Here is a 15,330-nt window from a genome sequence, read left to right on the forward strand (position 1 = left end):
GGGAATCCTATGCAGACGGCATGAGATCCCGCTGCTCGTCATGTGCGGTCCGGCGTCGGCGCGCAAACTCCGCAGCCTTTGCCGCGGTGCCGTCAGTGCTGATGGTGGCCGTGGTCGTGGTCGTGGTCGACGTCGGGCGAGCCACCCATCGCTCGCAGCATCGGGATGCCGCCGGTGACGACGAAGCGGACGACCAGAAGCGCCGCGAGCGCGACGAAAACGATGTTGAGCCAGGCGGTGTAGTTCCAGGAGATGCCGGCCTCCATCACCATGGCATTGCGCTGCGACGGGATGAGACTCGCTGCGCCGAAGAGGAATTCGACCAGATATCCGGCGGCGACCATCGCGGCGTAGAAACTGCCCAGCAACACGAGCATCATCCGCATGCCGTAGTACTTCCGGTAGATGTTCAGGATCGGCAGGATGAGCAGGTCGGCGAAGATGAATGCGACGACGCCGCCGAAGCTGATACCGCCATTCCACAGCACCGCGGCCAACGGCACATTGCCGATCGAGCAGACGAACGAGGCGATCGCCACCACCGGTCCGACGATCGGGCCCCATAGCGCCGACAGGGTGGGGTGGTCTGCGAAAAAGAAGTGCTGCCAGAAGGTTTCGGGTACCCACGCCCCGATGGCGCCGGCGATCAACAGTCCGATCACGAGATCGCGCACGATCGCGGCCCACTCCATCACGAACACGTGCGACACCGAGGTGAAGCCTTCCCGTGACAGCAGCCGCCGCAGGAATGTGCCGTCGCGCTGGACGGACATGTCCATTGCCGCGTGGCCTTCCATCGAACCGGCCAGCCCCCGCTCGGCCTGGTCACGCGCGGCGTCGACAAGTCGCGAGTGGACGAACAGCCGGAACAACACCGCCAGTGCCACGATCATCAGCGGACCGCCGATGAACTCGGCAGCGGTGAACTGCCAGCCCATCAGCAGCGCGAGGATGATGCCGAGTTCGACCACGAGGTTCGTCGAACCGATCTCGAATGCCATCGCGGCGGTGAAGTCGGCGCCCTTGCGAAACAGCGAGCGGGCCAGGGCGACCGCTGCGTACGAGCACGACGAGGACGCGGCGCCCAAACCGGCGGCGAGCGCCAGCGTGCGGGGCCGGTCGTCGCCGAGCAGTGAGACGACGGTCGACCGGCGTACCAGCGCTTGGACGACGGCGGACAGCGTGAAGCCCAGTATCAGGGCCCACAGGATTTCCCACGTCATGGACGCGGTCAGCGTCAGAGCGTGCACAACGGCATGTGGCATGGCACCTTCAACCTGATACCCCAGGGGGGTATTCCTATTCCGGTAGTCGCGCCGCTCGGGATTGCCGCCGGCGCGCGCGAGTCGACATAATCACGTCAAGTGTGCAGGTGATCGGGATGGTTCTGAGACCTAAAAGCCCGACACACCGAGCCTGGCAACGCAGTCACAGATGCAACACCAGGCACACTGGTAACAACAACGAAGCCGGGAGGGTGTTGCCGTGTACCGAGTTTTTGAGGCGCTCGACGAATTGGGCGCCATTGTCGAGGAAGCTCGTGGCGTCCCCATGACCGCGGGCTGCGTGGTTCCCCGCGGCGACGTGCTCGAGCTGATCGACGACATCAAGGACGCGATCCCGGGTGAGCTGGACGACGCCCAGGACGTCCTCGATGCCCGCGACTCGCTGCTGCATGAGGCCAAGGCGCACGCGGACCAGACGGTGACGTCGGCGACCACTGAGTCGGAGTCGCTGCTCAACCACTCCCGTTCCGAGGCCGACCGCATCCTGGCCGACGCGAAGTCGCAGGCCGACCGGATGGTCGCCGAGGCTCGCCAGCACAGCGAGCGGATGGTCGGCGAGGCTCGCGAAGAGGCGTCGCGCCTGGCGGCGTCGGCCAAGCGCGAGTACGAGGCCGCGACCGGCCGTGCGAAGTCAGAGGCCGACCGCCTGGTCGAGAACGGCAACATCTCCTACGAGAAGGCCGTCCAGGAAGGCATCAAGGAGCAGCAGCGCCTGGTGTCCCAGACCGAGGTCGTGCAGTCGGCCAACGCCGAGTCCGCCCGCCTGATCGATGCCGCCCATGTGGAGGCCGACCGGCTGCGCGGCGAGTGCGACATCTACGTCGACAGCAAGCTCGCCGAGTTCGAGGAACACCTGAACACGACGTTGCGCTCGGTCAACCGTGGCCGCCATCAGCTGCGCACCGCGGCCGGCGTCCACGACTACGCGCAGCGCTGACTCTCTGACCAGCGGCCAGGGGTCGCCGGTCTGCGCCCGTAGAATTGCGGGCATGGCTCGGCAGCACGCCCACTCGGCGCAACCGCGTTCGGACTCGCCGCTCGTCGTCAACGTGTCACGGTTGGGCCGCCGACCCGGAGCCATGTTCCCGCTGCAGCAGACCGTGGCGAACCCCGCCCGAATCGGCCTGGACATGGTCGGCATCGCGGCGGACGAGCCGCTGGACCTCGACCTGCGGGTCGAGTCGGTGTCCGAAGGAGTGCTGGTCAGCGGCACGGTGTCGGCGACGCTCACCGGCGAATGTTCGCGCTGCCTCACGTCATTCAGCGAACCCATCGAGGTCGACATCACCGAGCTGTTCGCCTACCCGGACAGCCTGACCGAAGCCACCACCGAGGAAGACGAGGTCGGCCGGGTCATGGGCGACACCGTTGACCTGGAGCAACCGATCATCGACGCCGTCGGCCTCGACCTGCCGTTCTCGCCGCTCTGCCAGGACGACTGCCCGGGGTTGTGCGCCACCTGCGGGGTCGCTATGGCCACCGCCGAGCCGGGTCACCACCACGACGAGATCGACCCGCGCTGGGCGAAACTCACGACGATCCTGGATAGCGACGGATCTCGAGATGAGTGAGCTGCTCGACGCGCTCGAGGTCGATCTGCCCGACGAGCTGCTGACCTTGGCGCTGACCCATCGCAGCTACGCCTACGAGCACGGCGGCCTGCCTACCAACGAGCGACTCGAATTCCTCGGCGACGCCGTGCTCGGTCTGACCGTGACCGACGAGCTGTTCCACCGGCACCCGGAGCGTCCGGAAAGTGACCTGGCCAAGATGCGGGCCGGCGTGGTCAACACCCAGGCGCTGGCCGAAGTCGCGCGGTCGCTGACCGATCAGGGACTCGGCGCCCATCTCCTGCTGGGTCGCGGCGAACTGAAGTCCGGGGGCACCGACAAATCCAGCATTCTCGCCGACAGTCTCGAATCATTGCTCGGCGCAATCTATTTGCATCAGGGCATCGAGGCCGCCCGCCGCGTCATCCTGCGACTGTTCAGCGAGTTACTGGAAGCCGGTGGGCTGCTGGACTGGAAGACCAGCCTGCAGGAGTTGGCCGCGGCCCGCGGCCTGGGCGCGGTGTCGTACCGGGTGACCGCCACCGGGCCCGACCACAAGCGCGAGTTCACCGCCGTCGTGGTGGTGCGCGCCACCGAGTACGGATCCGGAATCGGCCGAACCAAGAAAGAAGCCGAGCAGAAGGCGGCCGAAAAGGCTTGCGAGGCACTGGATCAACTCGACGGTGCCGTGCCTGGAGAAAACGCCGGCTAGATGCCCGAACTACCCGAGGTCGAGGTGGTGCGGCGCGGCCTGCAGGCACACGTGGTCGGCAAGACGATCACCGCCGTCCGCGTCCATCACCCGCGCGCCGTCCGCCGGCACGAAGCCGGCCCCGCCGACCTGACGGCGCGACTGCTCGATGCCCGCATCACCGGAAGCGATCGGCGCGGCAAGTATCTGTGGCTGACCCTCGACGCCCCCAGCGGCGACGAGCAGGCGCTGGTCGTACACCTCGGGATGAGCGGACAGATGCTGCTCGGGGACGTGCCCAACGCGGGGCATCTGCGCATCGCCGCACTGCTCGACGACGGAACCACGCTCAGCTTCGTCGACCAGCGGACGTTCGGCGGCTGGCTACTCGCCGACCTCGTCACCGTCGACGGCAGCGCGGTCCCGGTGCCCGTCGCGCACATCGCACGCGACCCGCTGGATCCACGATTCGACGTCGACGCGGTGATAAAGACGTTGCGGCGCAAGCACTCTGAGATCAAACGCCAGCTGCTGGACCAGACCGTGGTGTCGGGCGTCGGCAATATCTACGCCGACGAATCGTTGTGGCGCGCCAAGATCAACGGAGCCCGGCTGGCCGAGAAGCTGACCCGCCCACAGCTCACGGCGCTACTCGAAGCCGCCGCCGAGGTGATGCGCGATGCCCTGGCGCAGGGCGGGACGTCGTTCGACTCGTTGTACGTCAACGTCAACGGGCAGTCCGGTTACTTCGACCGCTCGCTGAATGTGTATGGCCGCGAAGGCAAACCGTGCAAGCGTTGCGGCGCGGTGATCCGGCGGGACAAGTTCATGAACCGCTCGTCGTTCTACTGCCCGCGCTGCCAGCCCCGGCCGCGAAGCTGACGCCGCTGGGAGTTGACTCTGCGTCCACGGCGCGAAAGTGCGAGTGTCACGCGCCCTGAGCGCAGACTCAACGAACCGGTAGAAATGAACCATGACTGATCTGTGGGTCGAGCGCACCGGGACGCGGCGCTACACCGGCCATAGCTCGCGGGGCGCGGAGGTGCTGGTCGGCTCCGACGACGTCGAGGGCGTGTTCACCCCGGGCGAGCTGATGAAGATCGCGCTCGCGGCGTGCAGCGGCATGTCGAGCGACGCGCCGCTGGCCCGTCGGCTCGGCGACGACTACCGGGCGACCGTCCGGGTGTCCGGCGACGCCGACCGCGAGCAGGAGGTCTATCCGCTGCTCGAAGAGAAGTTGGAGATCGACCTCTCGGGCCTCGACGACGCCGAGAAGGCCCGCGTACTCACGGTGGTCCGGCGCGCCGTCGACCAGGTGTGCACGGTGGGACGAACGCTGAAGGCCGGAACGACGGTCGACTTCCGGGTCGTCGATGTCGGACGGTGAGGACGTCCGGCTCACCGCCTGGGTGCACGGCCACGTGCAGGGTGTCGGCTTTCGTTGGTGGACCCGATCCCGGGCGCTGGAGTTGGGGCTGACCGGCTACGCCTCCAACCGGCCCGACGGGCGGGTGCTGGTCGTCGCGCAGGGTTCGCGTGACGCCTGTGAACAGCTGTTGCTCCTGTTACAGGGTGGAAAAACGCCGGGCCGTGTCGACAATGTTGTGGCCGATTGGTCGCCGCGCGGCGAAGCCATCAGTGGCTTTGAGGAGCGGTAGTCTGGCTCGCCGTGTACCTCAAGAGTCTGACGCTGAAGGGCTTCAAGTCCTTCGCTTCGCCGACGACTCTGCGGTTCGAGCCCGGCATCACCGCAGTGGTGGGCCCGAACGGGTCGGGCAAGTCCAACGTCGTCGACGCCCTGGCCTGGGTGATGGGGGAGCAGGGCGCCAAGACGCTGCGCGGCGGCAAGATGGAAGACGTCATCTTCGCCGGCACCTCGTCGCGAGCGCCGCTGGGCCGTGCCGAGGTCACCGTCACCATCGACAACTCCGACAATGCGCTGCCGATCGAGTACTCCGAGGTGTCGATCACCCGCCGGATGTTCCGCGACGGCGCCAGCGAGTATGAAATCAACGGCAGCAGTTGCCGTTTGATGGACGTGCAGGAGCTGCTGAGCGACTCCGGAATCGGCCGCGAGATGCACGTCATCGTCGGGCAGGGCAAGCTCAACGAAATCCTGGAATCCCGGCCGGAGGACCGCCGGGCGTTCATCGAGGAAGCCGCTGGTGTGCTCAAGCACCGCAAGCGCAAAGAGAAGGCGGTCCGCAAGCTCGAGTCGATGTCGGCCAACCTGGCCCGGCTGACCGACCTGACCACCGAACTGCGGCGCCAGCTCAAACCCCTTGGCCGACAAGCCGAGGTGGCCCGCCGTGCCCAGAGTATCCAGGCCGACTTGCGCGACGCCCGGTTGCGGCTGGCCGCCGACGACGTCGTCACCCGGCAGTCCGAGCTGAACAACACCAACCATGCCGAGGCGACGCTGCGCCGCGAGCACGACGAGGCGTCGGCCCGGATGGCGGTCGCGTCGGAGGAACTGGCCGCCCACGAGACGGCGTTGACGGCGCTGTCCGACCGGGCCGAGTCGGCCCAGCAGACGTGGTTTCGGTTGTCCGCCTTGGCCGAACGGGTCGGCGCGACCGTCCGCATCGCCAGCGAACGGGCGCAGCACTTCGACGACGTAGAGACCGCGGCGACCGGTGGGCCCGACCCCGACGCGCTAGAGGCCGAGGCCGAGCAGGTGGCCGCCGCCGAACAGCAGCTGCTCGCCGAGCTCGACGGCACCCGCACCCGGCTGGACGCCGCCCGTGCCGAGCTCGCCGACCGTGAGCGTGCCGCCACCGAGGCCGAGCAGGCCCATCTGGCTGCGGTTCAGGCCGAGGCCGACCGCCGGGAAGGCTTGGCCCGGCTGGCCGGCCAGGTCGAGACCATGCGGGCACGGGTCGAGTCGATCGACGACAGCGTCGTCAAACTCTCCGAGCGCATCGAGGAGGCCGCCGCGCGCGCCCAGCATGCGAAGGCCGAGTTCGAGACCGTGCAGGGCAAGGTCGGCGAGCTGGACCAGGGCGAGGTCGGGCTCGACGAGCATCACGACCGCACGGTCGCAGCGTTGCGGCTCGCCGACGAGCGGGTCACCGAACTGCAGTCCGCCGAGCGCGGTGCCGAACGCCAGGTCGCGTCGCTGCGGGCGCGGATCGACGCGCTGGCCGTCGGCCTCGAGCGTCGTGACGGCGCCGCCTGGTTGACTCAAAACCACGGGAGCACAGGCTTTCTCGGCTCGATCGCCAAGCTCGTCCGGGTCCAGTCCGGCTACGAGGCGGCGCTGGCGGCGGTGCTCGGCTCCGCGGCCGACGCCCTGGCAGCGGAGAACTTCAGCGCGGCCGCGGACGCGGTCTCCGCGCTGAAACAGGCCGACGGCGGCCGGGCCGCGATTGTGCTCAGCGACTGGCCCGCCGAGGAGTCCTCGACGCCGGTCGCGCTGCCCGATGGCGCCCGCTGGGCGCTGGACCTGGTCGAAGCGCCGGGCAGGTTACGGGGCGCGATGGTCGCGATGTTGTCGCGCGTCGCAGTGGTCGGCAGCCTGCACGAGGCGATGAATCTCGTTGCCGCACAGCCACAACTGCGTGCGGTCACCCGCGACGGCGATCTGGTCGGCGCGGGCTGGATCAACGGCGGGTCGGATCGCAAGCCGTCGACGTTGGAGATCACCTCCGAAATCGCCAAGGCGCGAAGCGAACTCGCGGCGGCCGAGACGCAGACCAACGAACTGGGCGCCGCGCTGTCCGGAGCGATGAGCGAGCAGACCGCCCGTCAGGACTCCGCCGAGCAGGCGCTGGCGGCGCTCAACGAATCCGACGCCGCGATCTCGGCGATCTACGAGCAACTCGGCCGGCTGGGTCAGGACGCCCGCGCCGCTGACGAGGAATGGCACCGGCTGACGCGTCAGCGTGAGGAGTTGGAGGCCAGTCGCGCCGCAACCCTCGGTGAGCTCGGCGAACTCGAAACCCGGCTGGGCAATGTCGAACAGCCGCAGAACCTCGTGAGCGAGCCCAATCACGGCGAGGTCCGCCAGCAGATCGCCGCCGCCGCCGAGACCGCGCGCGGCGTCGAGGTGGAAGCCCGACTGGCGGTCCGTACCGCCGAGGAACGCGCGAATGCCGTTCGTGGGAAAGCGGATTCGCTGCGTCGCGCAGCCGTCGCGGAGCGCGAGGCGCGGGTGCGCGCACAGCAGGCCCGGGCCGCACGTCAGCGTGCCGCCGAGATTGCCGCTGCGGTCGCCGATGCGGGCCGGCTGCTGGCGAGTCGGCTGGGCCAGGTCGTTGCGTCCGCATCGCAGAACCGCGACGTGCTGGCGACCGAGCGCCAGCAGCGCTCGGTCGCGATGGTGGCGGTCCGTGACGAGGTCAACACGCTGGGCACCCGGATCGGGGTCCTCACCGAGTCGCTGCACCGCGACGAGGTCGCCAAAGCCCAAGCGGCGCTTCGCATCGAGCAGCTAGAGCAGATGGTTCTCGAGCAGTTCGGCATGACGCCGGATGTGCTGGTCGCCGAGTACGGCCCGCAGGTCACCCTGCCGCCGTCGGAGCTGGAGATGGCCGAGTACGAGCAGGCCCGCGAGCGCGGCGAGCAGGTGACGGCGCCGGCTCCGTTGCCCTTCGACCGGCCCACCCAGGAGCGTCGGGCCAAGCGTGCCGAGCGCGAACTGGCCGAGTTGGGTCGGGTCAACCCGTTGGCACTCGAGGAGTTCGCCGCGCTCGAGGAGCGCTTCAACTTCCTGTCCACCCAACTCGAGGACGTGAAGGCCGCGCGCAAGGACCTGCTGGACGTCGTTGCCGAGGTCGACGCTCGCATCCTGCAGGTGTTCACCGAGGCCTACGTCGACGTAGAACGAGAATTCCAGGGAGTTTTCGCGTCGCTGTTCCCCGGCGGCGAGGGTCGGCTGCTGCTCACCAACCCCGACGACATGCTCACCACCGGCATCGAAGTCGAGGCGCGTCCGCCCGGCAAGAAGGTCAAGCGGCTGTCCCTGTTGTCCGGTGGCGAGAAGTCGCTGACCGCGGTGGCGATGCTGGTGGCTATCTTCCGCGCCCGCCCGTCGCCGTTCTACATCATGGACGAGGTCGAGGCGGCGCTCGACGACACCAACCTGCGCCGGCTGATCGGCCTGTTCGAGCTGCTGCGGGCCAAATCACAGTTGATCGTCATCACCCACCAGAAGCCGACCATGGAGGTCGCTGACTCGCTGTACGGCGTGACGATGCGCGACGACGGCATCACCACGGTGATCTCTCAGCGGATGCGCGGTCAGCAGGTCAACGAGCTGGTCACGACTACTTAAGCGAGGAATACGTTGCCGCAAGCCATCTGGATCGCGATTGCGGCCGTCGCCGCACTGATCGTTATCGCAGTCCTGGTATGGGGACTGGTGCGGTACCGGCGACGGCAGATCAGTCTCTCGGCGGGCGAGCAGACACCGACGCTCGATCGCTCCGGCGGATACACCGCATCGTCGGGAATCACGTTCAGCCGCACCGAGACTCCCGAGCGCATCGACACCACGGGACTACCGAGCGTCGGCGACGACGCGGCGGCGCCACGTGATGCGCCCAAGCGCACCGTCTCCGACGTTCAACTGCCGCAACCGGATACGGCCGCAGCGCCCGTCGAGCCCGCACCGGCGCCCGAGCCCGAACCCGAATCTGAAGCGCCGGTCGTCGATGAGATCGCCCCAACCGAAGGTCGGCTGGAGCGGCTCCGCGGCCGGCTGGCCCGCTCGCAGAACGCGTTGGGCCGCAGCCTGTTAGGACTCATCGGCGGCGGCGATCTCGACGAAGACTCCTGGGAGCAGGTCGAGGACACGCTGCTGATCGCCGACCTGGGCCCGACCGTGACCAGCTCCGTGGTCGCTCAGTTGCGCAGCGAACTCGCCAGCCGCGACGTGCACACCGAAGCGGACGCCCGCGCGGTGCTGCGCGACGTGCTGATCGCTGAACTGCAACCGAACCTGGACCGATCGGTGCGCGCGCTGCCGCACGACGACCACCCGTCGGTGCTGCTCGTCGTCGGCGTCAACGGCACCGGAAAGACCACCACCGTCGGCAAACTCGCGCGCGTGCTGGTCGCCGATGGCCGTCGCGTCGTGCTGGGGGCCGCCGACACGTTCCGGGCCGCGGCCGCGGACCAGTTGCAGGCCTGGGCGTCTCGGGTCGGGGCCGAGGTGGTTCGTGGGGCCGAGGGGGCCGACCCCGCCGCGGTGGCCTTCGATGCCGTCGACAAGGGCATCGAGGCGGGCGCGGACGTTGTCGTGATCGACACCGCGGGCCGGTTGCACACCAAGACCGGGCTGATGGACGAACTGGGCAAGGTCAAACGCGTCGTGAGCCGGCGCGCGGCCGTCGACGAGGTGCTGCTGGTGCTCGACGCGACGGTGGGTCAGAACGGCCTGGCGCAGGCGCGGGTGTTCGCCGACGTGGTCGAGATCACCGGAGCGGTGCTGACCAAGCTGGACGGCACGGCCAAGGGCGGCATCGTTTTTCGCGTCCAGCAGGAGCTCGGTGTGCCGGTGAAGCTGGTGGGACTCGGCGAGGGGCCGGACGACCTGGCTCCCTTCGAGCCCGCCGCTTTCGTCGACGCGCTGTTGGGCTGAGCACTGCGCGGCGACCCGCTGCGCCCGGCTTCGCCGCGCTGGCGATCCCTGGACTGACGCCGCGGCAGATGTAACACCAACGAAACAGGTCAGCGCCGCGTTTTGTAACAACCTCTTTGCAAGGTTCTCGTGCAGGCCACAGGCAATTGTCTGACGGCCGTTCGTGCCTTGACCGGAGGTGAAAGCGAGTGAGTTTCCCGATAATGGGCCAGCCGGACACCGGCGATACCGCCTGGATGCTGGCAAGTGCCGCGCTGGTCCTGTTGATGACACCGGGACTGGCGTTCTTCTACGGCGGCATGGTGCGTGCCCGCAGCGTGCTGAACATGATCATGATGAGCATCGGCGCCATGGGCGTGGTGACGGTGTTGTGGGTGCTCTACGGCTACTCGGTGGCCTTCGGTGACGACAAGGACAACTTCCTCGGCGATCCGCTGCAGTACTTCGGCCTCAAGGGCCTCATCGGCGGCAACTCCGCGGCCGCGGCCGCCGGCAAGGCCGCCACCGACATCCCGCTGGCCGGCACCCTGCCGATGAATGTGTTCGTGGCCTTCCAGCTGATGTTCGCGATCATCACGGTCGCCCTGATCTCGGGCGCGGTCTCCGACCGGCTGAAGTTCAGCGCTTGGCTGGTGTTCGCTGGACTCTGGGCGACACTCGTCTATTTCCCGGTGGCGCACTGGGTTTTCTCATTCGACGGCGTCACCGCCGAACACGGTGGCTGGATCGCCAACAAGCTGAAGGCGATCGACTTCGCCGGTGGCACGGCGGTCCACATCAACTCCGGCACCGCCGGTCTGGTGCTGGCCATCGTGCTAGGCAAGCGCAAGGGCTGGCCGGGAACGCTATTTCGTCCGCACAACGTGCCGTTCGTGATGCTCGGCGCCGGCCTGCTGTGGTTCGGCTGGTACGGGTTCAACGCCGGCTCGGCCACCAGCTCCAACGGTGTCGCCGCGTCCACCTTCGTCACCACGACCGTCGCCACCGCCGCGGCCATGTTGGCCTGGCTGGCGACCGAACGCATCCGCGACGGCCACGCCACCACCCTTGGTGCGGCATCCGGGATCGTGGCCGGTCTGGTCGCCATCACGCCGTCGTGTTCGTCGGTGAACGTGCTGGGTGCCCTCGTGATCGGCGTGGTCGGCGGCGTCTTGTGTGCCCTGGCCGTCGGACTGAAATTCAAGCTGGGCTTCGACGACTCGCTCGACGTGGTCGGCGTCCACCTGGTCGGTGGTCTGGCGGGCACTCTGCTGATCGGCCTGGTCGCCACGCCCGAGGCTCCCGCAGCGGTCAAGGGGCTGTTTTACGGTGGCGGCTGGGATCAGCTGTGGCGACAGGCGGTCGGCGCGTTCAGCGTCCTGGGCTACTCCGCTATCGTCACTCTCATCCTCGCGTTGATACTCAAATACACGATCGGGCTTCGCCTGAGCCCCGAAGGCGAAGCGGCGGGTATCGATGAGTCCCAGCATGCGGAGAGCGGCTACGACTTCGCGACGACGGGCGGCTCCGGCTCGGGTGTCCTACCGCACGCAAGTTTGCCGGAGAGCACTTTTGGCCATAATCGAGTGGGCGACAAAGTAGAGGCGGAATAGGAATGAAGCTGATCACCGCGATCGTCAAGCCGTTCACGCTGGAGGACATCAAAGCTAGCCTCGAGCAGGTCGGGATCCTGGGGATGACGGTCAGTGAGGTGCAGGGCTACGGCCGGCAGAAGGGGCACACCGAGGTTTACCGCGGCGCCGAGTACTCGGTCGACTTCGTGCCCAAGGTCCGCGTCGAGGTGCTGGTCGAGGACTACGACGCCGACAAGGTGCTGGACAGCATCGTGCGTTCGGCCCGGACCGGCAAGATCGGCGACGGCAAGGTGTGGGTCAGCCCCGTGGAAACCGTGGTGCGGGTGCGCACCGGGGAGCGCGGAGCGGACGCGATTTAGAACCGAATCCGTCGATGACGACCCCAGAACACGAGGCCGGGGCGGGCAAGATATCTGGGGCGGCAAACGATTTGGCCGCCGCCCGGGAAAAGCTGCTCGCCCGCGGGCCTACTGAACTCGACTCAGCTGCCCTGCGCGAGGCGTGGGGCGAGCTGCACGAATTCTGGTTGACGACAAAGGCTTCCGAGATCGGCATCATGCCCGGCAGCGGCTTCGCCATAGTCGCCACGGGTTCGCTCGGTCGCCGGGAGTTGGTGCCGTACTCGGACCTGGACCTGCTGCTGTTGCACGACGGCATGAACACCGACGCCGTCGGCGATGTCGCCGATTCGCTCTGGTACCCACTGTGGGACGCCAACATTCGACTCGACCACAGTGTTCGGACCGTCGCGCAGACGCTGAAGGTGGCCAGCGCGGACGTCTCGGCGTGCCTGGCGATGCTCGACACCCGGCACATCGCCGGCGACGAGGAACTGTCCGGCCGCCTCATCGAGGGCATTCGCCGTCAGTGGCGGTCGGGTATCCAGTCCATCTTCGGCGAGGTCGTCGACGAGACCCATGCCCGGTGGCGCCGCTTCGGCGAGATCGCGCACCGGGCCGAGCCGGACCTCAAGTCGGGCCGCGGGGGGGTGCGCGACATCCAACTGCTCGACGCGCTGGCCATCGCCCACCTGACCGACCGGCTGGCCGTGGGCGAAGCCGACGATCCGCTGGGCTCGCTGACCAGCGCCCATCTGACCCTGCTCAACGTCCGCACCGAACTGCACCGGGTGTCGGGTCGCGGGCATGACCAGGTGCTCGCGCAATTCGCCGACGAGATCAGCGCCGCCCTGCACATCGGCGATCGATTCGACCTGTCGCGGGTGCTCTCCGACGTCGGTCGCACCATCAGCTACCGCGTCGACGCCGGACTGCGGACGGCCTCCAATGCGCTTCCGCGGCGCGGCATGTCGGCGATCCGGCGGCGTCCTCGCCGACCACTCGACGAAGGGGTGGTGGAGTACGCCGGCGAGATCGTGCTGGCCCGCGACGCCCGCCCGCAGAGCGACCCCGCGCTGCTGATGCGCGTGGCGGCGGCCTCGGCGGTCACCGGGTTGCCGATCGCGGTCTCGACGTTGACGCGGTTGGCCGACACCGCGCCGGAGCTGCCGGCCCCGTGGCCGCGCGACGCGCTGGACAACCTGCTCGTCATGCTCAGCGCCGGCCCGGACACCATCGCCGTCATCGAGACCCTGGACCGCACCGGGTTGTGGGGCCGGCTCTTCCCGGAGTGGGGAGCGGTGCGCGACCTCCCGCCGCGCGACGTGGTCCACATCTGGACCGTCGACCGCCACCTCGCCGAAACCGTCTCACGCGCAAGAATTTTCACTACCCGGGTGACTCGATCCGATTTGTTGATCCTGTCCGCGCTGCTGCATGACATCGGCAAGGGGCGCGACACCGACCACTGCGTGCTGGGCGCGCAGTTGGCCACCCAGATCGGCACCAGGCTCGGCATGTGGCCGACGGACATCGAGATGCTCTCCAAGCTGGTGTTCCACCACCTGCTGCTGGCCAAGGTCGCGATCCGGCAGGACCTCAACGATCCGCAGACGATCTCCTCGGTCTGCGACGCGCTCGACGGCGACCCCGTGCTTCTCGACGTACTGCACGCGCTCACCGAGGCCGACTCGCTGGCCACCGGGCCGGGCGTGTGGAGCGATTGGAAGGCCTCGCTGGTCGGCGATCTGGTGCGGCGCTGCAAGATGGCGATGAACGGCGAAGCGCTGCCGGAAGCCGATCCGCTGGACCCGGACTACATGACGCTGGCCGCCGATCGCAAGGTGCACGTCGAGTTGCGGCCCGGTTCCGACCGGCGGCTGCACCACGCGGTCGTGATCGCCCCGGACCAGCGCGGCCTGCTGTCCAAAGCCGCGGGCGTCCTGACGCTGAACTCGCTGCGGGTGCACTCGGCCTCGATCAACGTCCAGGACGGCGTCGCGATCAGCGAATTCGTGGTGTCGCCGACGTTCGGCAGTCCGCCCGCGTCGGGTCTGCTGCGGCAACAGCTCATCCGTGCGCTGGGTGGGCAGACCGATGTGCTGGACGCGCTGGCGAAGCGGTCCACCGACACCAAACCCAGGCCGATCGGCGATGCGCCGACCGCGGTGCCGGTCCACCACCCGTTCGCGCCGCCGCGCATCATGTGGTTCGAGGGCACGCCGGGCCGCCTGATCATCGAGATCCGGGCCAACGATCGCCCGGGCCTGCTCGCACTGCTCACCGGGGCGCTGGAACGCGCCGGGGTCGACATCGACTGGGCGAAGGTGACCACCCGCGGATCGATGGTCGACGACGTGTTCTGCATCGCGCTGCCGGAGCGCAGCGCCGCCTCCAAGGCGACCGGCGAGCCGGGGTCGAGCACCCGGTCGGCGATCGAACACCACCTCCTGGGGGTGCTCGAGGGAAGCACGGCGCCGGAGCAGCCGGCCGCCGTCTAGCGGGTCGCCCGCAGCCACCCGTCGATGCGCGCGGCGACGTCCGCCCAGGCCGGCTCCTGCATCATGTTGTGCCCCATGTCGGGAAAGAACTCCGCCTCGGTCCGGTAGGCCCGCGCGGTCGCGTGCACCTCGGCTTTGGTGACCAGGCCGTCGTCGTCGGCGCCCAGCACCAGGATCGGGGTGCCGACCCGCCCGGTCCGCGCCCGCCGGAACATCGGATCAACCAACGACGCGCGCACCGGCTCGGATTGCACACGCGCAGCGCAGGATTCGACGATGCTCTCGGGAGTGTGAGCGCTGAACAGATGCTCACGGACCAGCGGCGTGGTGCCGATGAACCCGGTCAGGTTGCCGACGGGTAACGAGCGCATCGACACCCACGGATGTCGCGTCCAGATCCGCGCCGCCAGACCGAGCACGCCCTGCGGCGGCACCGAGGCGACCAGAACGGCCGCCGGTGCGTCGTGGCTCTCGAGGTAGCGCTGGACGACGAACCCACCCAGCGAATGAGCGACCAGCACCGGGCGCCCGCCCAGGCTCTCGGCGACCGTGCGGACGTCGTCGACGTAGTCGGCCATCGAGCAGAGGTGGAACGGCTTGCCGGCCGGACTGCCGCCGTGGCCCCGCAGGCTCATCGCCACCGCGCGATAGCCGGCGTCGGCGAAGAAGTCGATGAAGTTGTCCCAACACGACGCCGAATGCCACCCGCCATGCACGAACAGCAGAGGTGTGGGATGGGCGCTGTCGCAGTGTCCCTTGTCGATCACCTCGAGCATGCGTTTATCTTCGCCCCGCTAGGCTGGACCG

General features: G+C 68.3%; 13 protein-coding genes. 11 read left to right on the forward strand and 2 right to left on the reverse strand.

Going from position 1 to position 15,330, the window contains the following annotated elements; all coding sequences use genetic code 11:
* Positions 1-92 precede the first annotated feature (92 nt).
* The gene (locus PT015_RS01655; protein ID WP_285188340.1) at positions 93-1,265 is read right to left on the reverse strand and encodes a permease; all 1,173 of its coding nucleotides are present in this window, start codon (positions 1,263-1,265) and stop codon (positions 93-95) included.
* A gap of 220 nt (positions 1,266-1,485) precedes the next feature.
* Here PT015_RS01655 and sepIVA point away from each other — a divergent pair, with 220 nt between their 5' ends.
* The 11 genes from sepIVA (at position 1,486) to PT015_RS01710 (ending at position 14,523) form a co-directional block, all read left to right on the forward strand.
* A complete protein-coding gene (gene sepIVA / locus PT015_RS01660; RefSeq protein ID WP_285188341.1) occupies positions 1,486-2,223 on the forward strand; it encodes a cell division protein SepIVA in 738 nt (245 codons plus the stop codon).
* Between the two features lie 52 nt (positions 2,224-2,275).
* On the forward strand, positions 2,276-2,857 hold the full coding sequence (locus PT015_RS01665) for a YceD family protein (protein WP_285188342.1): 582 nt from the start codon (positions 2,276-2,278) through the stop codon (positions 2,855-2,857).
* Entirely contained in the window at positions 2,850-3,548 is a 699-nt protein-coding gene (gene rnc, locus PT015_RS01670; protein ID WP_285188343.1) for a ribonuclease III, read from the forward strand. Before PT015_RS01665 ends, rnc begins: the two co-directional genes overlap by 8 nt.
* Positions 3,549-4,409, forward strand: a complete 861-nt coding sequence (gene mutM / locus PT015_RS01675; RefSeq protein WP_285188344.1) for a bifunctional DNA-formamidopyrimidine glycosylase/DNA-(apurinic or apyrimidinic site) lyase — start codon at positions 3,549-3,551, stop codon at positions 4,407-4,409. It begins immediately after the preceding gene.
* Between the two features lie 91 nt (positions 4,410-4,500).
* Positions 4,501-4,914 carry an OsmC family protein gene (locus PT015_RS01680; protein WP_285188346.1) on the forward strand — a complete coding sequence of 138 codons (414 nt, stop codon included), beginning with the start codon at positions 4,501-4,503 and terminating at the stop codon, positions 4,912-4,914.
* Positions 4,901-5,185, forward strand: a complete 285-nt coding sequence (locus PT015_RS01685) for an acylphosphatase (RefSeq protein WP_285188349.1) — start codon at positions 4,901-4,903, stop codon at positions 5,183-5,185. Before PT015_RS01680 ends, PT015_RS01685 begins: the two co-directional genes overlap by 14 nt.
* 11 nt (positions 5,186-5,196) lie before the next feature.
* Entirely contained in the window at positions 5,197-8,802 is a 3,606-nt protein-coding gene (smc, locus tag PT015_RS01690) for a chromosome segregation protein SMC (RefSeq protein ID WP_285188351.1), read from the forward strand.
* Between the two features lie 12 nt (positions 8,803-8,814).
* A complete protein-coding gene (gene ftsY, locus PT015_RS01695) occupies positions 8,815-10,110 on the forward strand; it encodes a signal recognition particle-docking protein FtsY (protein WP_285188352.1) in 1,296 nt (431 codons plus the stop codon).
* Between the two features lie 203 nt (positions 10,111-10,313).
* Positions 10,314-11,702 carry an ammonium transporter gene (locus PT015_RS01700; RefSeq protein WP_285190872.1) on the forward strand — a complete coding sequence of 463 codons (1,389 nt, stop codon included), beginning with the start codon at positions 10,314-10,316 and terminating at the stop codon, positions 11,700-11,702.
* Positions 11,703-11,704: 2 nt separating this feature from the next.
* Entirely contained in the window at positions 11,705-12,043 is a 339-nt protein-coding gene (locus PT015_RS01705) for a P-II family nitrogen regulator (protein WP_285188353.1), read from the forward strand.
* Between the two features lie 14 nt (positions 12,044-12,057).
* Complete coding sequence (locus tag PT015_RS01710) at positions 12,058-14,523, forward strand: [protein-PII] uridylyltransferase (RefSeq protein WP_285188354.1); 2,466 nt, start codon at positions 12,058-12,060, stop codon at positions 14,521-14,523.
* Here the strand turns inward: PT015_RS01710 and PT015_RS01715 are convergent.
* Positions 14,520-15,299, reverse strand: a complete 780-nt coding sequence (locus tag PT015_RS01715) for an alpha/beta hydrolase (RefSeq protein WP_285188356.1) — start codon at positions 15,297-15,299, stop codon at positions 14,520-14,522. The two genes, PT015_RS01710 and PT015_RS01715, sit on opposite strands and share 4 nt — an antisense overlap.
* Between the last annotated feature and the right edge of the window lie 31 nt (positions 15,300-15,330).

It is taken from the genome of Candidatus Mycobacterium wuenschmannii (assembly GCF_030252325.1).
Taxonomy (GTDB): domain Bacteria; phylum Actinomycetota; class Actinomycetes; order Mycobacteriales; family Mycobacteriaceae; genus Mycobacterium; species Mycobacterium wuenschmannii.

What these genes read in the sequence shown, in the direction of transcription:
- PT015_RS01685 (WP_285188349.1), top strand. Translation starts at nt 4,901, where the DNA reads ATGTCGGACGGTGAGGACGTCCGGCTCACCGCCTGGGTGCACGGCCAC.
- PT015_RS01700 (WP_285190872.1), top strand. Translation starts at nt 10,314, where the DNA reads ATGGGCCAGCCGGACACCGGCGATACCGCCTGGATGCTGGCAAGTGCC.
- PT015_RS01665 (WP_285188342.1), top strand. Translation starts at nt 2,276, where the DNA reads ATGGCTCGGCAGCACGCCCACTCGGCGCAACCGCGTTCGGACTCGCCG.
- mutM (WP_285188344.1), top strand. Translation starts at nt 3,549, where the DNA reads ATGCCCGAACTACCCGAGGTCGAGGTGGTGCGGCGCGGCCTGCAGGCA.
- PT015_RS01705 (WP_285188353.1), top strand. Translation starts at nt 11,705, where the DNA reads ATGAAGCTGATCACCGCGATCGTCAAGCCGTTCACGCTGGAGGACATC.
- rnc (WP_285188343.1), top strand. Translation starts at nt 2,850, where the DNA reads ATGAGTGAGCTGCTCGACGCGCTCGAGGTCGATCTGCCCGACGAGCTG.
- PT015_RS01655 (WP_285188340.1), bottom strand. Translation starts at nt 1,265, where the DNA reads ATGCCACATGCCGTTGTGCACGCTCTGACGCTGACCGCGTCCATGACG.
- PT015_RS01715 (WP_285188356.1), bottom strand. Translation starts at nt 15,299, where the DNA reads ATGCTCGAGGTGATCGACAAGGGACACTGCGACAGCGCCCATCCCACA.
- PT015_RS01710 (WP_285188354.1), top strand. Translation starts at nt 12,058, where the DNA reads ATGACGACCCCAGAACACGAGGCCGGGGCGGGCAAGATATCTGGGGCG.
- PT015_RS01680 (WP_285188346.1), top strand. Translation starts at nt 4,501, where the DNA reads ATGACTGATCTGTGGGTCGAGCGCACCGGGACGCGGCGCTACACCGGC.